20 protein-coding genes are annotated in these 23,527 nt (G+C 53.9%); 6 read left to right on the plus strand and 14 right to left on the minus strand.

Annotated elements, in window-relative coordinates; all coding sequences use genetic code 11:
• Positions 1–5: 5 nt before the first annotated feature.
• The 7 genes from grxC to SLIT_RS13085 all read right to left on the minus strand — a co-directional run bounded on the left by grxC (position 6) and on the right by SLIT_RS13085 (position 7,308).
• Positions 6–269 carry a glutaredoxin 3 gene (gene grxC, locus SLIT_RS13055; RefSeq protein ID WP_013030736.1) on the minus strand — a complete coding sequence of 88 codons (264 nt, stop codon included), beginning with the start codon at positions 267–269 and terminating at the stop codon, positions 6–8.
• Positions 269–682 (minus strand): rhodanese-like domain-containing protein, encoded by a 414-nt coding sequence (locus tag SLIT_RS13060; protein ID WP_013030737.1) that lies wholly within the window; start codon positions 680–682, stop codon positions 269–271. Before SLIT_RS13060 ends, grxC begins: the two co-directional genes overlap by 1 nt.
• Positions 660–2,165 (minus strand): PglL family O-oligosaccharyltransferase, encoded by a 1,506-nt coding sequence (locus SLIT_RS13065; RefSeq protein ID WP_190272136.1) that lies wholly within the window; start codon positions 2,163–2,165, stop codon positions 660–662. Before SLIT_RS13065 ends, SLIT_RS13060 begins: the two co-directional genes overlap by 23 nt.
• 281 nt (positions 2,166–2,446) lie before the next feature.
• Entirely contained in the window at positions 2,447–2,656 is a 210-nt protein-coding gene (locus SLIT_RS13070) for a YgaP family membrane protein (protein ID WP_013030739.1), read from the minus strand.
• A 27-nt stretch (positions 2,657–2,683) separates the two neighbouring features.
• Positions 2,684–5,881, minus strand: coding sequence for an efflux RND transporter permease subunit (locus SLIT_RS13075; protein WP_041421371.1), 3,198 nt, complete (start codon positions 5,879–5,881; stop codon positions 2,684–2,686).
• A gap of 2 nt (positions 5,882–5,883) precedes the next feature.
• Complete coding sequence (locus SLIT_RS13080) at positions 5,884–6,921, minus strand: efflux RND transporter periplasmic adaptor subunit (protein WP_013030741.1); 1,038 nt, start codon at positions 6,919–6,921, stop codon at positions 5,884–5,886.
• Between the two features lie 84 nt (positions 6,922–7,005).
• A complete protein-coding gene (locus SLIT_RS13085; RefSeq protein WP_013030742.1) occupies positions 7,006–7,308 on the minus strand; it encodes an ArsR/SmtB family transcription factor in 303 nt (100 codons plus the stop codon).
• A gap of 135 nt (positions 7,309–7,443) precedes the next feature.
• Here SLIT_RS13085 and gpmI point away from each other — a divergent pair, with 135 nt between their 5' ends.
• From gpmI to SLIT_RS13105, 4 genes are read left to right on the plus strand one after another with little or no spacing between them, the layout of a single operon-like run.
• Positions 7,444–8,994, plus strand: coding sequence for a 2,3-bisphosphoglycerate-independent phosphoglycerate mutase (gene gpmI, locus SLIT_RS13090; RefSeq protein WP_013030743.1), 1,551 nt, complete (start codon positions 7,444–7,446; stop codon positions 8,992–8,994).
• Complete coding sequence (locus tag SLIT_RS13095) at positions 8,991–10,115, plus strand: murein hydrolase activator EnvC family protein (RefSeq protein WP_013030744.1); 1,125 nt, start codon at positions 8,991–8,993, stop codon at positions 10,113–10,115. The genes gpmI and SLIT_RS13095 overlap by 4 nt, the downstream gene beginning before the upstream one ends.
• 13 nt (positions 10,116–10,128) lie before the next feature.
• On the plus strand, positions 10,129–11,523 hold the full coding sequence (locus tag SLIT_RS13100) for a S41 family peptidase (RefSeq protein ID WP_013030745.1): 1,395 nt from the start codon (positions 10,129–10,131) through the stop codon (positions 11,521–11,523).
• Between the two features lie 4 nt (positions 11,524–11,527).
• Positions 11,528–11,929 (plus strand): hypothetical protein, encoded by a 402-nt coding sequence (locus SLIT_RS13105; protein WP_013030746.1) that lies wholly within the window; start codon positions 11,528–11,530, stop codon positions 11,927–11,929.
• Positions 11,930–11,964: 35 nt separating this feature from the next.
• Here the strand turns inward: SLIT_RS13105 and SLIT_RS15425 are convergent, their stop codons facing one another.
• From SLIT_RS15425 to SLIT_RS13120, 3 genes are all read right to left on the minus strand, one after another.
• Positions 11,965–13,032 (minus strand): GGDEF domain-containing protein, encoded by a 1,068-nt coding sequence (locus tag SLIT_RS15425; RefSeq protein WP_013030747.1) that lies wholly within the window; start codon positions 13,030–13,032, stop codon positions 11,965–11,967.
• Positions 13,033–13,122: 90 nt separating this feature from the next.
• Entirely contained in the window at positions 13,123–13,797 is a 675-nt protein-coding gene (locus SLIT_RS13115; protein ID WP_013030748.1) for a hypothetical protein, read from the minus strand.
• Positions 13,794–15,488, minus strand: coding sequence for a serine hydrolase domain-containing protein (locus tag SLIT_RS13120; protein WP_049871013.1), 1,695 nt, complete (start codon positions 15,486–15,488; stop codon positions 13,794–13,796). The genes SLIT_RS13115 and SLIT_RS13120 overlap by 4 nt, the downstream gene beginning before the upstream one ends.
• Positions 15,489–15,651: 163 nt before the next feature.
• Here SLIT_RS13120 and SLIT_RS13125 point away from each other — a divergent pair, with 163 nt between their 5' ends.
• Entirely contained in the window at positions 15,652–16,461 is an 810-nt protein-coding gene (locus tag SLIT_RS13125; RefSeq protein WP_013030750.1) for a polysaccharide deacetylase family protein, read from the plus strand.
• Positions 16,458–17,168 (plus strand): class I SAM-dependent methyltransferase, encoded by a 711-nt coding sequence (locus SLIT_RS13130; protein ID WP_013030751.1) that lies wholly within the window; start codon positions 16,458–16,460, stop codon positions 17,166–17,168. Before SLIT_RS13125 ends, SLIT_RS13130 begins: the two co-directional genes overlap by 4 nt.
• 350 nt (positions 17,169–17,518) lie before the next feature.
• On the opposite strand, the gene SLIT_RS15695 is transcribed toward SLIT_RS13130, so the two are convergent.
• From SLIT_RS15695 to SLIT_RS13145, 4 genes are all read right to left on the minus strand, one after another.
• A complete protein-coding gene (locus tag SLIT_RS15695; RefSeq protein WP_013030752.1) occupies positions 17,519–18,133 on the minus strand; it encodes a histone H1-like DNA-binding protein in 615 nt (204 codons plus the stop codon).
• Between the two features lie 49 nt (positions 18,134–18,182).
• Positions 18,183–18,452, minus strand: a complete 270-nt coding sequence (locus tag SLIT_RS15995; protein ID WP_150103013.1) for a hypothetical protein — start codon at positions 18,450–18,452, stop codon at positions 18,183–18,185.
• Positions 18,453–19,293: 841 nt separating this feature from the next.
• A complete protein-coding gene (locus SLIT_RS13140; RefSeq protein ID WP_013030753.1) occupies positions 19,294–20,442 on the minus strand; it encodes a ribonucleotide-diphosphate reductase subunit beta in 1,149 nt (382 codons plus the stop codon).
• Positions 20,443–20,574: 132 nt separating this feature from the next.
• Entirely contained in the window at positions 20,575–23,415 is a 2,841-nt protein-coding gene (locus tag SLIT_RS13145) for a ribonucleoside-diphosphate reductase subunit alpha (RefSeq protein WP_013030754.1), read from the minus strand.
• Positions 23,416–23,527 lie beyond the last annotated feature (112 nt).

The raw sequence follows: 23,527 nt of genomic DNA on the forward strand, positions 1-23,527 counted from the left end.
CTTCCTTAAAGATTGTTTGCCAACATGGTATCCAGTTTCCCGGCCCGATCCAGCGCAGCCATGTCATCATAGCCACCGACATGTTGGCCATTGATGAAAATCTGCGGGACGGTGCGGCGTCCGGTCTTTTCGATCATCAGATCACGCATCTCGGGTTGCAGATCGATGCGTATCTTCTCTATGTCTTTTATTCCCTTACGCTGCAACAGATGCTCTGCGCGCACGCAGTACGGGCAGATTTCCGTGCAATACATGACGATCTTTGCCATCACTTCTCCAGAGGCAGGCCGGCCTTTTGCCAGGCCATTACGCCGCCATTCAGATTGTAAACCTGGGCAAATCCCTGCTTGCCAAGCAAAGTGCATGCGGAAGCAGAACGTTGACCGCTGCGGCAAACTGCAACGATAGGCCGGTCGCGGTATTTTTCCAGCTCGCCGATGCGCTCCAGCAGTTTGCCCACAGGGATGAGTTTGCTGTTAAGGATATGCCCGGCGTCATATTCGCTCTGTTCGCGCACGTCCAGAACCAGCGCATTTTTGTGATTGATTAGCTGCGTTGCAGCAATCGAATTGACTTCTTGTATCCCGCGCAAGCGGTTACCGAAGAACGACCAGAACAGCATTGCACCGCTGGTCAACGCGATCAATACCATCCAGATGTTATTTTGCAGGAACTGCAGCACGTCGATACTCCTCGTATTTTTGGGTGGCGAATTCTAACAGAGCGGAATAGCGTGAGGAATCACTGCGGACCATTGCCTCCAATTCAGAGCGGGCAGCCACGTAGTCCGAAGGATAAGCCCAGATTGCACGCTCCATCTGCGCCTTGGCTTCATCCATCCGGCCCGACAATGCCAACAACAATGCCTGATGGTAGACCACAGGTGCGACCGGAATGAAGCTCAGCGCCCGCTCGTTCAATTCGAGCTTTTCCTTCAGGTGATCGGCACTGGGCTCCATCATATTGGCAATGAATAACTCGGCATAAGAGCTCAACAACATGTACTGATCCGCGGCCATCAATTCATCGCGCGTGCGCTGTACGTAACTGCGATCTTTGGCTGCCATTCCGCGCAATGCCAGTGCACTCTCGAGATGCTTATACCCCTGGATCGCCTGTATCAAGGACAACGCACCCAATACGAGCATCATGGCGACAGATACGCGCCCAAGATTGCGCAGTTCCAAACGATAAGACGTCGTATCAAAGATACCCAGCATGACAGCAGCCACGCCGATGAAGTACAGATACCACAAAGGATATTCCAGCAAGCTGTGGATTCCCAGCACTGCCAAAATGGCGTAGCCCCACCAATGGTAGAGAGTAAATTGCGTTTCACGAACGACGGATTGCCAGAACCACAACCCCAGCGACGAGAACAGAATGGCGACACCCGCCAGCCCTGCTTCAGCCGCGATCTGCATCACCAGATTGTGCGCATTGTTATATAGGCCATTGATGGCCGGATTGTGCATACTGACCGCAAGCTGCAGATGCTGGAATGCGAACTGCCCGAAGCCGGCTCCCAGCAGTGGGAATTCGGCAAAAATCAGTGCCGCCTCGCGCCATAGATGCACCCGGATGCTACCGCTGGCATTATCCCCAAACAGTCGCTCTGCTGTCGTCACGGTCCCGGTGGAACCTTCCAGCCAAGGTATTTGCACCACCAACTGCATCAAGCCGAAACCCAGCAATATCGCCAGACAGTATTGCAATATTGGCCGCAATGTCTGGTCTCGCCGTTGCAAAAGGAAGGACAGTCCGGTGGCGAACAACAGGTACAACCAGGAACTGCGCGAGCCGGATAACGCCATGACGAACAGCATCGGCACAGCCAGCAGCACCGTTTGCCACATGCGCATCGACAGCTTCAACTGCAATAACCCCAGGGAGATCAAGCCCAATGCAATGTAGTTGGCATAATGATTGGGCTGTGCCAGGTTACCGTAGACCGCACTGGAGGTCTTGACGGTGACAACTGAATTCAGGAATGTGTTCCAGCGATATTGCTGCAGGATTCCAACTAACGTATTCAATTCTGCGCCAACCAGCAAAAACAACGCTAGGACTGTTACCAGAACCGGCAGGCCAATTTCCACTCGCAAGCGCTGCCCCAACATGATGAGCAATGCCGCAAATAAAAAATACAGCGACAGCAGCAGCAAGTGATCGAAGTGGGTGATGCGTCCCACTGCAAACTGGACCATCAACAGCAACATCAACCCGATGGGCAGCATCACGATGCGCGGCACTTCCGGCGCCTGCCAGTAACGCGCAGTCAACAGTAGCGGCATCGCGCATAACCCCAGCAAACCGGCACCCCATTCCTGGTAGAAGGTTGTGATGGGATAAGCGTGGTAGTAGTACAGAAAAGGCAAAACCCACATCAGGCCAACGAAGGCCAGACTGATGTGGGCGAGTCCAAACGGAGAGGAGGGAGTTTTGTTTAGCAACTGCCTTTGACGCCGAATCTGGCGAGGATGTTATTCAATGGGCATATCTGCGTAAAGCCGCTCTGAAACAGGTTCAGCCCCACAAAGGCAGTAAAAAACAGGAAGTACTTGCTGACGAACAGCGGACTGGCTTCGGCACCCAGCGCTAACGACAACATGATGAAACTGCCTGCAACAATCCGGACGATACGTTCTGCGTTCATGCTTAAGCTCCTTAACAATTGACAATTTTACTGGAATTTCTTGTACAGCGTTGCGTAATACAAAACCGGGATGACAATCAGCGTCAGCAAGGTGGACACCAGGATACCGAAGATCAGTGACAGTGCCAGGCCGTTGAAGATCGGGTCGTCGAGGATGAACAGCGCACCAAGCATGGCTGCCAGCCCGGTCAGGATGATCGGTTTTGCCCTTGCTGCAGCCGCATTGATGACTGCATGCTGAAGATCCACCCCGTCGCGCAACTGCAGGTTGACGAAGTCCACCAGCAGGATCGAATTGCGCACGATGATGCCTGCCAGCGCGATCATGCCGATCATCGAAGTGGCGGTGAACTGCGCACCGAACAACGCATGGCCCGGCATCACGCCGATGATGGTCAGCGGAATCGGCGCCATGATGACCAGCGGCACCACGTAACTCTTGAACTGCGCCACCACCAGCAGATAGATCAATACCAGACCGACCGCATAAGCGATGCCCATGTCACGGAAAGTTTCAAAAGTGACCTGCCATTCACCGTCCCATTTCAGCGAAAAGCCGGCATAAGGATCGGAAGGCTGCTTGAAGAAATAAGACTGCAGCTTGCCACCCTGTTTCAGATCCATGCCGCCGGTCTTGCCGTTGATGCTGAACATGCCGTACAGCGGGCTGTCCAGTTTGCCCGCCATATCGCCTGTCACGTACACCACTGGCAGCAAGTCCTTGTGATAGATCGGATAATCCCGCTGCATCCGAACTACCTGCACCACTTCCGACAGCGGCACCAGCGTGCCATCGCGGGCGCGGACCTTGAGCTTCAGTACATCGTCGATGCGGCTGCGCTTCTCTGCCGGCAAACCCAGGCGTATCGGAGGCGCATATTTTGCATCGTCGGCGTGCAGCGCCGTCACATCCTGTCCGGACAACGCTATCTGTACCGCATCCACGATATCGCGCTGGGATACGCCCAGCAATGCAGCCTTGCTTTGCATCACCCGCAGAACCAGCTTGGAAGCTACTTCGCTCACCGTATCGTCGATGCCGACGATGTCCTTGGTCGCCACGAACTGTTCGCGGACCTTGGTCGCCACCTTGCGCGCATCGTTATAGTCCGGCCCGTATACCTCAGCCACGATAGGCGACATCACTGGCGGCCCCGGCGGCACTTCGACGACCTTGACCTTGGCACCCCATACCTTGGCGATCTTCTCGATCGGTTCACGCACCGACGTAGCGATCTCATGGCTGCTGCGTGAACGATGGTGTTTGTCCTGCAGATTGACCTGGATGTCGCCTTGTTCCGCCGCGCTGCGCAGATAGTACTGGCGCACCAAACCGTTGAAGTTGATCGGGGAAGCCGTTCCCGCGTAAGCCTCGTAATCCGTCACTTCCGGCACGGTGGCAAGATAGGCGCCGATCTCATGCATCACCCCGGCGGTCTGCTCCAGAGCAGTTCCGCTCGGCATGTCGACGACAATCTGAAACTCGGATTTGTTGTCGAATGGCAGCATCTTCAGCACCACCAGCTTGACCACTGCCAGCGACACCGCGATCAGTAACGCTCCCAGTATGCCCAGCCACAACTTGCGTCGAGCCGGTTTACCGTGCACGCCATTCAGGAACGGCGACAGGCGATCACGGAAGAAACGGGCGATCCTGGTATCGCGCTCATCCTTGATCACCGCGTGATGTGGCGCGGCAAGCTTATGCGCCAGCCAGGGGGTAATGATGAATGCGATGGCCAGCGAGATCAGCATGCCCATGCTGGCGTTGATCGGGATCGGGCTCATGTACGGCCCCATCAGACCGCTGACGAATGCCATCGGCAGCAAAGCTGCGATCACGGTGAAGGTCGCCAGGATGGTCGGACTGCCGACCTCGTCCACCGCCTCGGGAATGATCTCGGATAGCGGCTGGTGTTGGGCCAGTTCGCGGCGCCGGTGGATGTTCTCGACGACGACGATGGCATCGTCCACCAGAATCCCGATGGAGAAGATCAGCGCGAACAGGGAGACGCGGTTGAGCGTAAAACCGTACGCCCACGAAGCGAACAGCGTCACCGCCAAAGTTAGCAATACTGCCACGCCAACGATGACCGCCTCGCGCCGACCTAGCGCAAACCAGACCAGCGCGACCACTGCAAATGTGGCAAAGAACAGCTTCTTGATCAGCTTCATCGCCTTGTCGTTGGCGGTTTCGCCGTAGTTGCGCGTGACGGTTACCCGCACATCGTCCGGGATCACGCTGCCTTTCAACTCCTCAACACGATGCAATAGTTTGTCGGCGACATCCACCGCGTTCTCGCCCGGTTTCTTGGTCACCGCAATAGTGACTGCGCCGAACTCCCCTTGCGCCTTGATCGCCTTGTCGCCTGCCGCAGCCCCTGCACCCAGCCATACGTAGCTGCTGGGCTGATCGGCACTGTCCTGAACCTCCGCCACGTCGCGCAGGAACACCGGCTTGCCATCGGTCACTCCCACTACCAGCTGGCTGACTTCTTGCGCATTGTTGAGGAATGTACCTGTCTGCACCAGTACTTCACGATTGTTTTGCACCAGATTGCCTGAACTTTGCGAAACATTGGATGCCTGCAGCGCAGCTCGCACTTCCTGTACCGAGAGTTGGTGCGCGTTCAAGGCCTCCGGGTCCAGTAATACCCTCACCACCCGCGGTGTAGCACCCAATGTCGCAACTTCGCGGGTTCCTTTGACGCGCTTCAATTCGGCCTCGATCGCATGTGCAACCTGGGTCAGCGCCACACCTCCACCGCTCTTTTCACGCCACAAGGTGACTGCCAGTATTGGCACATCATCGATCCCCTTGGCCTTGATGATCGGCTGCGACACACCTAACGTGGGGGGAAGCCAGTCGGCATGGGATAGTATGACGTCGTAGAGCTTCACCAGCGAGGGAACGTGCTGTTCCCCTACTTTGAATTGCACTGTCAAAACCGCCATCCCCGGTTGGGAAACGGAATAGACATGATCGACACCGGCGATCTGCGACAGCACCTGCTCCGCCGGGGTGGCCACCGTATTTGCCACATCCTGCGCCGATGCGCCGGGATAGGCGATCAGCACATTGGCCATGGTAACGTTGATCTGGGGCTCTTCTTCGCGCGGCGTCACCATCACCGCGAACAGCCCGAGCAGAACCGCCACCAACGCCAGCAACGGCGTCATTTGCGAATGCAGGAAGATCCTGGCTACACGACCGGATATCCCCATGCTCATTGCCTGTTCCCCGCCGCAACCATGCCTGCCTTGATCGCATCGCGCGCGACACGCTCGCCCACATTCAATCCTGCCAGCACTTCGATCTCGTTCTGCTCGTTCGTTTCGCCCAGTCGCACCTGGCGCAAATGCGGCATATTCTTTTCATCGACCACGTACACCGCGACCACTTCGCTGCGATGGACGACCGCACTGTTCGGAACAAGCATCTTTTTCTCTTTGCCCACGACGAAGTGGGTTCGCACGAACATGCCGGGATATACATTGGCTTGATTGGAAGGCAGCTCGACACGCACTTGCGTGCTGTGAGTGCGTATGTCTGCCGACGGCTGCACTGTGACGGATGCAGCCTTGATCCAGCGACTCAGCGAAGGAATCTCCACTGTAACGCTGGGACGGCTGCCAATCTCTTTCAGCTTGTCTTGCGGTACATTGGCAATCACCCGTAATTGCGACGGGTCGAACCCGGTCATCAATGGTTTGCCCACCGTCACCATCTCACCCAGTTCGACCATGCGTGCCGCCACTACGCCTGCGTAAGGGGCAATCACGGATGTATAACTTTGCGCCAGCGCCGACTGCTCTGCGCCGGCCTCGCTCGCAGCAGCTTGCGCCCGGGCCACGTCATAATCCGACTTGGCTTTGTCCAAAGCAGCCTGGCTGATGAATTTCTGCTCGAACAACTGCTTTGAGCGCTCATAGTTCAGGCGCGCGTTCTGCAGCGCCGCTTCCGCCTGCGACAGCTGTGCCTTACTGCCCGCCAAGGCCTGATTCGCTTCGCGCTCGTCGATCTTGAGTATGACCTGCCCCTTGCTCACGCGGTCACCCACATCAAAGAAGATCGCCTTCACACGCCCGGAAATCTGCGCCGACACAGTCGATTGCCGCGTCGCCTCCACCACTCCGTCTATGCTGTAAGTTTGCTCGACTTCACGTAATTGCACCGGAGTAGTTTCCAATGCTTCAGCAGCATGGACAGGCATTCCCAGCAGACTGGCCAGCAGGCCGAATATCAATCCCAAATTCAGTTTCATAGCCTTACCTCGAGAGATAATATATTTGCATATTAGCATATTCTAATATTGATGCCTAGCTCCCCCTGCGAAGAACAGTCCCGCTCAAACCGAACAGAACACATCGCGCATCATCCCAACCAGCTTGAGGGTACGCGAGTCGCCGACGCGGTAATACACGCGGTTGGCATCTTTACGGGTAGATAGCACCCCTTTGTCGCGCAGGATGGCAAGGTGCTGGGAAATATTGCTTTGCGAAGTCCCCACACTATCCACGATCTCTTGCACGCTCAACTCATCGCCTGCCAGTACGCAAAGAATCTTGAGTCGCAACGGGTGAGCGATGGCTTTCATCGCCAGCGAGGCCTGGAAGATGTGTTCATCCTTATCGATCAATTTATTCGTCATATTTGCCTGTCATCATGGGAAGCAGGGCATATTGCACCCCGAAATCAGCTAAAATCGCGTACTGACAAACCACCCTGCAGTACAGTAAATTAGCAACTGCTTATATTATGATGTTTTAGCAAAAAAAAAGCCAACATGACCAACCTCCCTGCTCAAGCAATCACTCCCGTCCTTCTACTTATCCTCGATGGTTTCGGTTACCGTGAAGATGCCGATTCAAATGCTGTTGCCCATGCCCGCAAGCCCAACTGGGACAAACTATGGAGTGAGTATCCGCATACCTTGATCAATGCATCCGAACTGCGTGTCGGCTTGCCCAAAGGACAAATGGGCAATTCAGAGGTCGGACACCTGAACATCGGGGCCGGACGCGTGGTGTACCAGGATCTGACCAAGGTCGACCTGTCCATTGAGAATGGCAGCTTTTACAGCAACCCTGCGCTCTTGCAGGCCGTAGATGCCGCCAAGCAACGTGGCACGGCACTACATATATTGGGGCTGCTCTCCCCCGGGGGGGTGCATAGTCACGAAGCCCACATGACCGCCATGCTGGAATTGGCGGTACGCGCCGGACTGAAAAAGATATTCATCCATGCCTTCCTTGACGGGCGCGACACTCCGCCCCGCAGCGCATCCAACTCTCTGCAATCGCTACAAGACAAATGTGCGCAACTCGGCGCAGGACGTATCGCCAGTATCATAGGGCGATACTTTGCCATGGACAGGGACAACCGCTGGGATCGCGTGCAAATCGCTTACGATATGCTCACACAGGGTGTCGCGCAGTTCAGCGCTCCATCCCCGCAAGCAGCACTGGATGCTGCCTATGCGCGCGGCGAGAACGACGAATTCGTGCAAGCCACTGTCATAGGCGAATCTGCGGCGATACAGGATGGCGACGCGGCCGTGTTCATGAACTTCCGTGCCGACCGTGCACGCGAGATCACCCGCGCCCTGACCGACGAAAGATTCGACGGCTTCGCGCGCGCACGTTTGCCAAAGTTTTCGAATTTCACAACGCTGAGCAGCTACGGCGAAGACTTCCACTTGCCCTGTGCTTACACCGCCGATGCCGTCCACAACGGTATCGGCGAGTATCTTTCCAACTTAGGGTTAAAGCAGCTGCGCATCGCCGAGACGGAAAAATATGCCCACGTCACTTACTTTATGAATGGCGGCAAGGAGCAACCATTTCCGGGCGAAGATCGTATCCTTGTGCCCTCACCCAAGGTCGCCACTTACGACCTGAAACCCGAGATGAGCGCATACGAGGTCACCGACAAGCTGGAGGCCGCCATTCGCAGCAAACAATATCAGGCCATTCTGTGCAATTACGCCAATGGCGACATGGTAGGCCACAGTGGCATCATGGAGGCGGCAGTAAAAGCAGTGGAAACCCTGGATGTGTGCATCGGACGTGTAGTGAAAGCCATGCTGGAATGCGGCGGCGAGGTACTCATAACCGCCGACCACGGCAACGCCGAACAAATGTCAGATCGAACCACGCATCAAGCCCATACTGCACACACCCTCAATCTGGTCCCATTCCTTTACATCGGACGCAAAGCGGGGATCGCCACGGAGGGAATCGGAGCGTTGCAGGATATCGCGCCGACCTTGCTGACGATGATGGGATTGCCGCAGCCTCCGGAAATGACCGGCAAGCCACTCATTCATTTTCTGTGATCGTATTACTGCGTTCCGCCCTGCTGTCGACCCTGCTTCTCGCAGGAGCAGCACATGCCTCGCAGCAAGACGATCTGGACAAATTGCGCAAGCGCATCTCTGCGCTACAACAGGATTTCGAGAAGAACAATGAATCCAGGTCAGAGGTGGTGGACAGCTTGCGCGAATCAGAACGCGCCATCAGCGACAGCAATCGGGAGCTGCATGAACTCTCGCTGCAACAACAAGCCGCAAACCACGAGCTGTTATTGCTGCAGCAACGCGCGGCGACCATGGGGAGAGAATTGCAGGGACAGCAGGCCATACTGGGACGCCTGCTCTACCAGCAATACCTGGACGGTGGCGAGCAGGAATTTCTCAAGCTGCTGCTCAACAACAACGACCCGAACCAGGTCGCTCGAGAGTTCCGCTATTACGAATACATCACGCGCGACCGTGCCGACACACTGAGTTCACTCCGAAATGGCCTAGCCAAACTTAAAATCGTTACTGATCAGGCGAACCAAAAGAGGAATGAGATATCCAATTTGCGCTCCGAAGAGCAGGCTCAACGGCAACACCTGGAACAGGACAAGCGCGCGCGCCAACAGATGCTGAACAAGATTTCGCAGCAATTGAAACAACAACAGCGCGAGATCGGGCGTTTGCAGCGCAATGCGAACCGCCTGTCGCAACTGGTCGAAAAACTTGCACATGTCTTGCCTGAGGCGCAATCGGACAGCATCCCGTTCAAGCTGCTCAAAGGCAGGCTGGCGCTGCCGGTCAAAGGCAAGTTGCGCAACAAATTCGGTGCAAGGCGCCCCGAAAGCTCGATGACCTGGACCGGCTGGTTCCTGCGTGCGACTCCTAACCAGCCGGTCAAAGCGGTCGCGGCTGGACGCGTGGTATATGCCGACTGGCTACGCGGCTTTGGCAACCTGCTCATCATCGATCACGGGCAAGGTTACATGAGCCTGTATGGGAACAACGAGACGTTGTATAAGCAAGTGGGAGACAGCCTCCATGGCGGCGATGTCATCGCCACCGTAGGCAATAGCGGCGGCAATGAAGATTCCGGTTTATACTTCGAGCTACGTTTTGAGGGTAAGCCCTTCGACCCCGGCAAGTGGGTCAAGCATTGACAAGGAAAATCAAATGAGTCGTCGATTCAAGGAATATGGTCTTATCGGTATCGGTTTGGTAGCAGGCATCCTGGTCAGCCTGCAATTTTCCGCTGTTGCAGACAAGGATACCGAACTGAACCTGCCAGTCGAGGAGTTACGCGCCTTTACGGAAGTATTCGGGCGCATCAAGAGCGATTACGTAGAGCCGGTAAGCGACAAGACCCTCATCACATCTGCGATCAATGGCATGGTGAGTGGCCTCGACCCGCACTCAGCCTATCTTGACGCTGATGCCTTCAAGGATCTGCAAGTCGGCACACAAGGTGAATTTGGCGGATTGGGGATCGAAGTCGGCATGGAAGATGGCCTGGTCAAGGTCATTTCTCCGATCGAGGACACTCCCGCCTTCAACGCCGGGGTCAAAAGCGGCGACCTCATCATTAAACTCGACGACACTCTGGTGAAGGGACTTTCCCTGAACGATGCAGTGAAGCGCATGCGCGGGAAACCCGGCAGCTCCATCAATCTCACCATCCTGCGCAAGGGTGAATCCAAACCTTTGGTGATCAGTGTGACGCGCGCCGTCATCAAGGTGCAGAGCGTCAAATCCAAACTGCCCGAGCCTGGGTTCGGTTTCGTACGCATCACCCAGTTTCAGGAACACACTGGCGAAAATCTCGCCACTGCATTGAAGAACCTGCAGAAGGAAAACAACGGCCCCCTGAAGGGCCTGGTTCTGGACTTGCGCAACGATCCGGGCGGCCTGTTGACCGGCGCTGTTGCTGTCGCTTCCGCCTTCTTGCCCAAAGATGCGCTTGTCGTCTACACAGAGGGCCGCACCGAGGATGCCAAGATGCACCTTACCGCCAGCCCGGACAATTACTTGCGCGGAACAGGCAAGAGTGACTACCTGAAAGATCTGCCGGATTCATTCAAGAGTGTGCCGATGGTGGTTTTGGTTAACGGTGGATCGGCTTCCGCTTCCGAGATCGTGGCCGGTGCGTTGCAAGACCAGAAACGCGCCGTCATCATGGGCACGCAGTCATTCGGCAAGGGTTCGGTGCAGACCATTCTGCCATTGGGCAACAACACCGCCCTCAAGCTCACCACAGCGCGCTATTTCACGCCTAGCGGGCGCTCCATACAAGCCAAGGGGATCGAGCCTGACATCGTAGTGGAAGATCCTGCTACCGCCAGTTTCGACAATGCCTTCCGCTTGCGCGAAGTTGATCTGGACAAGCACCTGACCAACGGCCAGGGTGAAGACAAGAGCGAGGCACCCGCCAAGCCGGCAAAGAGCCAGACCAAGGTCAAGGAGAACGACAGCAGCAAACCTGTGATTACCGAATTCGGCGCGAAGAACGACTACCAGTTGAACCAGGCCCTGAATCTGCTCAAAGGAATAAGCATATTGCACAGGAAGTGATGCGGTGAACCCGTTCGAACTACAAAAACAACGGCTGTTGTTCTTCAGTAAAGAGCCAGCCAACCAGCTCTTCGCGGCATATATGCTGCTGGTTGGCCTGGACAACTTTCACGTCGAAATGGGACCGTTGCCGAACAGCCTGCTGATTCGCTACAGCATCCAGCATTATTCACTTGAAGGATTGGAAAAGGCGCTCACCAGCGAGGGCTTCCGCCTTGAATATAGCGCTCTCGGCAAGATCAAAAAGCATCTGATCCATTATTGCGAAGACGTGCAATACCACAACCTGAAGACCCCCGAACCGCGCACCAAGAACAACTCGCAAGAGATCTTCGTAAAAGCCTATGAACTTCACCCGCACGGCAATCACGACGATACGCCAAAGGAACTCCGAGAGTTCAAATAAAGCACGCGTTCTGGATTATCACCTGTCGCCTGCGCTCATATAACCACTCCCTGAGGCTGGGCCATTTCAGCGTCTGTTGTAGTCATTTCATCGAAATCCACGACCAAATCTCGACCGGCAGCCTTTGCACGGTAAAGCGCATTGTCTGCATTCAGCAACATGGCGCTCGGTGTAACTTCGCCCAAGTCGGATGCACACCAAAAACCTGCGGATGCCGTCAGACGACGGTGCGGCGATCGCTGGTTCTCGATGTTCAATTCCAAGATGCAACACCGCAACTTCTCTGTGAACTGCATGGATTCATCGCGATTCAATCCGGAAGTGATGATGCAAAACTCTTCGCCGCCGTAGCGAAATACATAATCCCCTGCCCGTTGCGCTGAGCGCTTGAGCGCATCCGCCACTTGCTCCAGCACACTATCGCCATACAAGTGTCCGTATGCATCGTTGAACATTTTGAAATAGTCGATATCCAGCATGATCGCCGTCAACGCCTGTCCGCTGCGCCTGCAACGATTGATCTCGCTGACCATCACATCTTTGAGATAACCACGGTTATATGCCCTGGTAAGAGGATCGATGATGGACAAGTGCGCCAGGCGCTCGATGTTCTGCTCATTGTGTCGCACCAGCATCATGGTGATGAACCCCAATGTCAAATATGCAATGACAAAAACAAAAGTGGAAATGGTAGTGAGAGGCTCTGGACGCAACATCATCACCGAAGTTAAACCCACCGCCCCGATCACAATCCAGATCAAGCGTTCTCGTGTTGCGACGATGGGCGCAAAAGCAATGGGGAATATCATCATCCACACTTCTTGATGGAGACTTTCATTGCTGGTGTATGCACCATAAAGCATCAGGCACATAATCATCAGCACGAACCAGCCTGCATAACGCAAAGATTCTTCGCTGCTGTGCCGCGTACGCCACTTTAGCCAGAGCACAAACAGGGCGAATGCAAATGGCACCACCCCTCTGTCAGGTGTTGCAGCCAGCAGAAAATACAGTGCCGACAAGGGAATCGTAATCATTGCAGCAATGTGCAGATACATATGCAGCACTGCAGCTCTGAAGCGTTGGACGGAATATCTGGTCATACCTGAACTCACATGACTGGCACCTGACTGCGCCAGCGTACTCCTAACTCTTTCGTCACGAAAGCATAATCTGTGCAGTACAAATGCAGATCATTCGGCAAAAGGCTGCTTGTCCAATAGCTTGCCCCAAAGCGCCAGCCACGTCTCCCAATCGTGCCCGCCTGGCACCACCGCCACTCGATGTGCTGCTATTAGTTTCGACAACATGGTGCTCGCACCACGATATTTGTCTTCGCTGCCATAGCCCAGGTAAGTAGCCGGCAGCCTGCGCGGCTCCGATGTATAGCTCTGCAGTTGTGACAGTAATCTGCGTTCGTAGTCACGACTGCCGATCTCTCCAGCCTGCCAACAGCGTAGCCCACCTGCAGCTTCCACTTCGGCAATGATGCCGCGTGTTCCCAAAAATGGCGCCAGCAAAAACACCCCATTGATCTCCTTTGTTCGCTGTGTGACGCAAATCATTGCCCCCGATCCCCCAAGAGAGATGCCGAGCAACCAGATGCGATGGTAACCGTGGCTGCGCACCTCATTCAGCGTGTGGTGCAGTACGCGTTCAATATCGGCAGGCTCCAGATATAGATCTGCATGCACATCCAGCACCAGCACATCTACCGGCAACTTTCTCGTACGCAATTCGCGGATAAAACCCTTTTCTACCAGCTGCTGCGGCGTATTCTTCGCACCCGGCAACACCAGCAGCAAAGAGCGTTCGCCCTCGATTTCGAGCGCAATATCGTGGATGAAATCCGTTTGTAGTTGCATCATTGACTTCGTGCAGCGGGTCTCTTTTTCAAGTCGAAACCGGAATAGTAGATATGCTCCTCGCCGCCAATCTTGGCCAGGCGCACGGTGTCCCCCTTTCCGCTGCCCAGACCGGCCATGACCAGTTCGTCCTGTGCAACCGGCAGGAATGCAGTGCGAAACAAAAAACCCGGTTTCTCTGCAAAAGTGAATTCGCCAACCAGCAAATCGCCTTCGCGCAGCACCCGAATATTCTCCGGCATGGGGCCGTCATGCTTGTTGACGATGTCGTACTTGCCAACGTATTCATTGAGATATTCCGGCAACGGCTTCGGTTGCAGCTTCTCGCCTATGAGCATGGCCTCTCCGTTCCGATCAAGCGCCAGCACCTCATGCCCGTCGATGTGATGTAAAGACATGCTCATCTCTTTCATCTGACTGTTCGCTACCGGAATGAATCCAAGCAGCTTGAGACGTACCCCGAACCGGCCGTCATCGTGTTTCACCAGCTGGAACTTCCAGCCCATGAGATCGGCGGTCAACTCGCCTGATGCCCCTTCTACTTTAACCAAGCCGATCAATGTCTCAAAGTAGCCGGAATAGGCACGGATATCCTCTTCATCTAGCGGCACGCTCTTCATCTCGACCACCTTTCTTTCCGGTTGGTCGATACCGCGTTTGGCTTCCAGAGCCAATTTCAGCATCTCGGCTGTCACATCGGCCACCAGCGTTTGCGAGGTCGTTGAGTTGGACATCACTACCACCCCGAGTTTATGTTCTGGCAGTATCGCTACCATGGTATGGTAATTGAGCGTGGTACCGCCGTGGCTGGCTACAGTACCGGCATGCGGCACGTCCACACCGCTCAGCATCCAGCCCAACCCCATCTTGAAATCGAAATCCAGCGGCACATTTGCATTCTGTACCTTGAACATCTCGCGCAGCGATTCCGGCTGTACGATCTGTTTCCCGTCATATCTTCCATCGGCAAATATCATCTGCATGAAATGCGTCATGTCGTCCACACTGGAATTCAGTCCGCCGGAAGGAAGGTCGCGAAGTGGAATGGCTTCGACTTCCTTGCCTTTGTTGTAGCTTTTGCCGGGAATACGCGGGGCAAACTCGGAATGATTCATGCCCAGCGGTTGCAAAAGATGATCATGCATATAGCTGGCATAGCTCACTCCGCTCACATTACCGATGGCCGCACCAAGCAGCGTCACCCCAAGATTGGAATAGGCAAATACATAATTCGGCGGGAAAGCCATGTATTCGTTTTTCACTGCCGTCACCAGATCCGTGAATGGTTTGGGATGGCGCTCACTCATACCACGGACCCAGTTTCCGGGCAGGCCGGAATGATGATCCATGATGTTACGCGGAGTGATTCCGCCTACACCTCCAAAACGGCTCTTGATGGAGAACTCCGGTAGTATCTTTTGCAAGGGCTGATCAATATCCAGCTTGCCCTGTTCGGCGAGTTGCATTGTCGCTGTAGCGGTAAACACCTTGGCAATGGAACCAAGGTGATACACCGTGTCTGGTGTGGCCTTGATGCCGGCCTGTTTGTCGGCATAGCCAAAACCCTGCGCCCACACGACTCTTTGATCATCAACCAGTGCGATGCTCAATCCGGTGACATCGTCGCTCGACATCCGCTGTTGGATCAGCCAAGTGATGTATTGCTCAGTGTAGGTGTAATCTCCCCGCACCATGGCTATTGGTTTTTGCGGCGGAGTACTGCAAGCACCCAGGACGGTCAGGAAAAGAGAGATAACGATTCTATGCAGCAACACAGCAACTCCTTTGTACGGATACGGGCATTCTCCGAATCCTGCATTGTATAATGCCGCGCAAAATTCAATACGTGACGTAACGATGCTTTTTCCCTGCCGCAACTGGAAACCGACACTCGCCATAAAACTTTCCCTGCTGATACTCGCCGGATGCATCGGCGCCACCCTTTGCTATCCATTACTTTGGAAGTGGATGCTGGGTGTCATATTCGTCAACCATTCCATCCTCACCATCGCCGGACTGGTTCCGCGCAGCACTTTACTGGGACCGAACATCACCCGTTTGCCACTGGTCGCCTGTCAAAATGGCGCGGTGGCCATCACCATCGACGACGGCCCCGACCCGGAAGTGACACCCCAGGTACTGGACATCCTCGACCGCTATCAAGCCAAAGCAACCTTCTTTTGCATCGGCAGAATCGCGGTACAACACCCGGAATTGTGCCGTGAGATCATCCGGCGCGGTCACGCCATAGAAAATCACAGCATGTCACATCAGTGGTACTTTTCCCTGCTCGATCCCTGGAGCATCTACCGCGAGGTGCAAAAGGCGCAACAGATGCTGACCGAGATCGGGGGGCAAGAACCGCGCTTCTTCCGTGCCACCGCCGGGCTACGCAACCCAGAACTTGAACCTGTCCTGGCCCATTGCGGATTGCGACTGTGCAGTTGGAGCAGGCGAGGTTTCGACACACAGATAAACAACGCCGATACCGTATTCAATAGCCTGGTGCACAATTTGAAGAGCGGCGACATCCTGTTGTTGCATGATGGGAGCGCCGCGCGCACCGCTCAAGGCCAGCCGGTCATTCTCAACGTACTGCCGCGCCTGCTGGACAATCTTGCGCAATCCGGCCTTCATTCCGTTACCTTACGTTCCGCAATTCCATGACCGCAGACTTTCGCCGCATCCTGATCGACCGCGCCACTCAGCCATACTATGCTGCTGGAAGTTTTGCCTGGCATTTCGCCCGAGGAAAATTGAGGGGAGATCCTGCTTTCTTCGGCTTGCTCGAGCATGGTCTGATTCCTGATGCCGGGCGCTTGATCGATCTCGGCTGCGGTCAAGGCCTGCTCGCGTCGTGGCTACTTGAGGCTCGCGCGTTGCACGAGTCCGGGAATTGGCCGCCACACTGGCCGGCGGCACCGAAGATAAAGGAAATCTGGGGGCTGGAACTGATGCCAAAAGACGTGGATCGCGCCCGAGCTGCACTTGGCAATCGTGCACAGTTCGACCTTGGCAACATCTGCACGGCAGAATTCGGCAAAACCGAGGTCGCCATCATTCTCGATGTATTGCATTACATCGACCACGATGCTCAGGAAGGTGTGCTGCGTCGAATCCACGCATCGTTGCCTGCTGGCGGCACTTTTATCACCCGCATTGGTGATGCTGCTGGTGGCCTGCCTTTCCATTACAGCAATTGGGTAGATCGTACTGTATTTTATCTGCGTGGACATCGCATCAGCAGGCTTTATTGCCGCACACTGAACGAATGGCTGGCCGTATTGGAACGCAATGGATTTAGGGTAAAACCGCTTCCAATGCACAAAGGAACGCCATTTTGCAACGTAATGTTGGTTGCGCAGGCCGTGTGATCTTAATTGATGTTTTTTCTGCAGAACTTCAAGATACCATCTTTGAAATAGACAAACTTCGCCTGAAGTTTAAGTGTATACCAGCCACCCGATTCGAGCGGCGCACACAACACCTCCACAAAACCGTGGAAAATTTCCATTTCCATCGTCAAGATAGCGGCGCGAGCCTTTGCATATGCAGACCTACTACAATACGCCTGACAATTAGGCGTTTCGCAGAGGGGACCTACCCCGCGTACTTTCACTGGTACGAAAATACCGCCGAGCCTGTCCGGCCCGCCATCCGACAACCGTGAATCAGCCCCTACCTTGCAGCATGATCGGGGCTGCCTTCACAGCCTTCCACCACATTAATTCGGCTTGCTTATGCCTGGTGTGGGAAAAGGCCAAGTCGCAGCCGGACGCACAGGAGCTGGCGCAGATGGAGCCAATGTAGTTGCGGCCGGAGCTGCAACAGGCTTGGCAACCGATGCCGGCTTCTTCGCTACAGCTTTCTTAGCGGCTGGCTTTTTTGCTGCCACTTTTTTTGCTGCCACTTTTTTGGCTGCGGGCTTCTTCGCTACAGCTTTCTTAGCGGCTGGCTTTTTTGCTGCCACTTTTTTGGCTGCGGGCTTCTTCGCTACAGCTTTCTTAGCGGCTGGCTTTTTTGCTGCCACTTTTTTGGCTGCGGGCTTCTTCGCTACAGCTTTCTTAGCGGCTGGCTTTTTTGCTGCCACTTTTTTGGCTGCGGGCTTCTTCGCTACAGCTTTCTTAGCGGCCGGCTTTTTTGCTGCCACTTTTTTGGCTGCGGGCTTCTTCGCTACAGCTTTCTTAGCGGCTGGCTTTTTTGCTGCCACTTTTTTGGCTGCGGGCTTCTTCGCTACAGCTTTCTTAGCGGCCGGCTTTTTTGCTGCCACTTTTTTGGCTGCGGGCTTCTTCGCAGCCGCCTTTTTTGCTGCTGGTTTAGCTTTCTTTGCTGCTACCATTTCAACCTCCTCAAGTAATGAAAGTTAACAATATACAACTAGACAACCACTACACCTCCAACACACCGCAAAGCGGTATGACTGAAGCCCTTGAAGCAAAGGCCACAATACTGCCTTTACCTACGCTCACAGAAAAACAGGTCTGCCCCGCAGGCCTGCCTGAAACAACGAGCAATGCAATTCTTTGACTTATATTTCCGGCATAGCCGGCATAAGACCTACCCCATAAAGCGAGTTGCCGCACGAATCTCCGCCAGATCAAAAAACCAAATTGAACTGGCCCAACTCCAGCAACCAGTAAGCGGATTTTTTTCATCATAGCCATCTGTTGGAATCAAGCTGCGGGAAGATAAGTCGCATAGCCAAATCAATATTGACCACCGACTCAAAATATTGAAGGGAGAAACACCCCTGAGAAGACTTCTCGGTATTCAATTGCGCCATGAGCACAAAAGGCAACATTAAGTTTTAGTTCCTTTTTGAATATAGAGTAATCGCAAAACAAATCCTTTTTAGGCAACTTCCATCACTACAATTAGTGGATATTGATGTTTTTCTTACTATATCTTGCGGTTGCAACTTTATCTGAATTGTGCTCCATGTCAACAATTAATTGTTGTTTTTTGCAATTTTTTGTGCCTGTTTCAATTTAATCAGTCAGCGATGGCTCGCAAATCAACCGATTCATCCAACCATCACGACTCAAGCCACTTTGTTTCGCAGATTGGCAAATACAATGGTCCGCAGAAAGCAGTTACCCTGTTCCAGGTAAAGTCGCCCGCCATTCCGGGGACGACCACTACTCTTCCAGATATCAGGAATTTCGCCTTTCCCATTAGCACGCTCAGATTAGCCGCTTGGAGCCGTACTTTGTTCACTGTAGCGAAAATCACCAGTTGCGCCGAAAGCTAGTCCCTTCTGCATGCCTTTCCAACTGCTGACTCGAATTTTAGGGCTATGTACCAACGCCCAGTTTGTAGAATTTCAGGTCAGCAGCACTCCAAGCCCTCCCCGAAAAATCCAATAAAAACGCCCCCAAAGGGAGCGCTTAAGTTTTACCGCCAGATTTAGTGAAGGGATGATTATTCAAATTTCGTCCCCATCCATTCCGGGCTCTATTGGCCACCCAGACAAATAGAGTCCTTATGAGCCATAAATTGCTAATCCCATGACAGTGCACCGCCTGTCTGATACTCGGTAACTCGCGTTTCAAAGAAATTCTTTTCTTTCTTGAGATCGATCATCTCTGCCATCCACGGGAACGGATTTGTAGCGCCTTGGTATAACATGTCCACACCAATCTGTTGGCAACGACGATTCGCAATAAAACGCAGATATTCCTTGAACATGCCTGCATTAAGACCAAGCACTCCGCGCGGCATCGTGTCTTCGGCGTAACGATATTCCAGCTCCACACCCTTCTGGATCAAGCCGCGCACTTCTTCGCGGAAGGCAGGCGTCCACAGGTGCGGATTTTCCAATTTGATCTGGTTGATTACATCCACGCCAAAATTCAAATGCATGGATTCGTCCCGCAAGATATATTGGTATTGCTCGGCAGCACCTGTCATCTTGTTTTGTCGCCCCAAGGCCAGGATTTGCACAAATCCAACGTAGAAAAACAGGCCCTCCATGATGCAGGCAAACACGATCAAACTGCGCAATAGCTTCTGATCGTTCTCCGGCGTACCGGTTTTGAAATCAGGGTTAGTCAGCACATCAATAAATGGCAGCAGAAACTCGTCTTTGTCACGGATACTTTGCACTTCGTGGTACATGTTGAAAACTTCGCCTTCGTCCAACCCCAGGCTCTCCACGATATATTGGTATGCATGGGTATGGATTGCCTCCTCAAAAGCCTGGCGCAACAGGAATTGGCGGCATTCCGGATTGGTAATATGACGATACGTGCCTAGTGCAATGTTGTTTGCCGCCAGGCTATCAGCCGTGGTAAAAAACCCGAGGTTGCGCTTAACCAACCGCCTCTCGTCATCGGTCAGACCATTGGGATTCTTCCATAGGGCGATGTCAGCAGACATGTTAACTTCCTGCGGCATCCAATGATTCGCGCAGCCAGCCAGATATTTCTCCCAAGCCCACTTGTACTTGAAGGGCACCAGTTGATTTACGTCGGCACTGCTATTGATAATGCGCTTGTCTTCCACGCGAATGCGCCCCGTAGAAGTCGATGCAATCGTGTATGAACAATCGCTCAGGACAGCTTGCTTGGTAGCACCAACTTCCATAGTCGCCATACGAGCACCCACCGGCATTGCTGTAGGGGTAATATCATCTTCAAAATTTAACATTACAATTCCTCTGCCACTTGGTGTTCACGCCCATTGCGCAGAACAAATTATTAATAAAATACATACCTTATGGAATAATTGCTTTGGCATCCGCATTATTCGAACCTCGCCGAGGCAAGAACTCAAGCCAGCTTACTGGCAGGCTTCGCACTCAGGATTGTCAATTGAGCAGAACTTCGCCTCTTCCACCACTGGGGACGCCGACATTTCACCCGCCCCACCACCGCTCGACACCGCATTCAGCGAGCCGGCACGAGAAGTTGATTTTTCCGCCGAAGTGGCACCCAAAGCACGCAGATAGTAGGTGGTCTTCAAACCACGCAGCCATGCCAACTTGTATGTCTCATCAAGTTTGCGGCCCGATACGCCAGACATGTAAATATTGAGGGATTGTGCCTGATCTATCCATTTCTGGCGACGCGATGCGGCCTCAATCAGCCATTTCGGCTCGACTTCAAAGGCTGTGGCATATAGCTCGCGCAACTCTGCTGGAATTCGATCGATCTTTGCAAGGCTACCGTCAAAATACTTAAGATCGGCGATCATCACCTCATCCCACAAGCCCAGCGCTTTCAAATCGTTTACCAGATGGTCGTTGATGACTGTGAACTCGCCGGAGAGGTTCGATTTCACAAAAATATTCTGATATGTCGGCTCAATGCATGCCGATACGCCAATGATGTTGGAAATGGTTGCCGTCGGCGCAATGGCCACGCAGTTGGAATTGCGCATGCCGTTTTGCTGAATACGGGCACGCAGCGCATCCCAATCCAGGTTGGACGACATATCCACCTCGACATATCCTCCACGTTGCTCCAGCAACAGGTTCAGGCTGTCTTGCGGCAGGATGCCTTTGTCCCACAGGCTACCGCGATAACTGGCATAACGGCCGCGCTCTGCAGCCAAGTCAGTGGAAGCCCAATAAGCGTAGTAGCACACGGCCTCCATCGAGCGGTCAGCGAACTCAATCGCGGCATCCGAAGAATATGGAATGCGTAAATCGTGCAAACAATCCTGGAAGCCCATGATGCCGAGACCAACCGGACGATGCTTGAGATTGGAATTGCGCGCCTTTGCCACTGCGTAGTAGTTGATGTCGATCACGTTATCCAGCATGCGCATGGCGGTACTCACCGTACGCTTCAGTTTGTCATGATCTATCTGCCCGGCCTTTGCGTGCCCCTTAGGAAACAAGTGCGCCGCAAGATTGACTGAGCCGAGATTACAAACCGCGATTTCGCTGTCGGATGTGTTCAGCGTGATCTCGGTGCACAGATTGGAGCTATGCACCACTCCCACATGCTGTTGCGGACTACGGATATTGCAAGGATCCTTGAATGTAATCCAGGGGTGGCCGGTCTCGAACAGCATGGTCAACATCTTGCGCCAGAGCGATTGTGCCGGCACTTTTTTAAACAGTTTAAGCTCGCCGCTGGCAACCTTTGCCTCATAGGCGGTATAGGCCTTTTCGAATTCGGCACCGAACTTGTCATGCAGATCAGGGCATGTTGAAGGCGAGAACAATGTCCATTCACCACCTTCCATCACACGCTTCATGAACAGATCGGGAATCCAGTTCGAGGTATTCATATCATGAGTACGACGACGGTCATCGCCGGTGTTCTTGCGCAGCTCCAGGAATTCCTCGATATCGAGGTGCCAAGTCTCCAGATAGGCGCAAACCGCTCCCTTGCGCTTGCCCCCCTGATTCACCGCGACGGCGGTGTCGTTGACCACTTTCAGGAACGGAACCACACCCTGCGATTTGCCGTTGGTACCCTTGATGTGGCTACCTAGCGCACGCACATTGGTCCAGTCGTTGCCCAGACCGCCCGCAAACTTGGACAGCAAGGCGTTCTCTTTAAGCGCTTCGTAAATACCGTCCAGATCATCCGCCACGGTGGTCAGATAGCAGGAAGAAAGCTGCGAGCGACGCGTTCCCGAATTGAACAGTGTCGGCGTAGAGCTCATGAAATCGAAACTGGATAACAGACGATAGAACTCGATGGCACGCTCTTCGCGATTGATCTCATTCAGGCTCAAGCCCATCGCCACGCGCATGAAAAATGCCTGCGGCAATTCGATGCGCTGGCCGTCAACATGCAGAAAGTAACGGTCATACAGCGTCTGCAGGCCCAGATAATTGAACTGCAAATCCCGACTGCTATCCAGCGCCCCGGCAAGCCGATCCAGATCAAAGTGCCCCAATTCTTCGTTCAACAACTCGGCCTCGATGCCACGCTTGATGAATTTCGGGAAATATTCAGCGTAACGTTCCGCCATATCGGCCTGGCTTACTTGCCCCCCAAGAATCTCGCAGCAAATGTTGTTCAGCAACAAGCGGGCCGTGACAAAACTGTAGGCAGGATCTTGCTCAATCAATGTACGCGCAGAAAGAATGGCACACTTGCGCACTTCTTCGACGGCAACGCCGTCATACAGATCCTTCAATGTCAGCTTAAGAATCTTGTCTGCGTCTACGGCCCCGCCCAAGCCCACGCAGGCAGACTGGATTTGCGCAGACAGCTGCACCACATCCAGCGGGCGAGTCACATCACCATCCTTGATATTCAGCGCGGGAGCCGCGTCAATCTCCTTCTTGCCTTTGCTCCGTTCACGAGTACGCTGCTCACGGTAAAGCACATAGGAACGTGCAACATCATGTTCGCCGGAACGCATCAGGGACAATTCGACCTGATCCTGGATATCCTCGATATGCAGAGTTCCACCATGCGGCTGGCGGCGAATCAGCGCACTCACCACATTGGCAGTCAACTGCTCGACCAGCTCGCGAACGCGGGCCGACGCGGCACCCTGGCCGCCATTGACGGCAATGAACGCCTTGGTTACGGCGATGGAAATTTTGCTTGGCTCGAATGACACCACTGAGCCATTACGGCGGATCACTTTATATTGATCCAACGGCAGGTTATTGGATGAAGTTACAGACTCAGGATTTTGTTGTACCAGCATTGGCGAAACAGAAGAAGAAACACTATCAGAAGCAAGCAACATACGACTCCCCTTTAATTGCTTGAGGCGGGAACAATAAAACCACCAAGTCCCGCCAGAAAAACAGAAACCA

This window comes from Sideroxydans lithotrophicus ES-1, from assembly GCF_000025705.1.
GTDB lineage: Bacteria > Pseudomonadota > Gammaproteobacteria > Burkholderiales > Gallionellaceae > Sideroxyarcus > Sideroxyarcus lithotrophicus.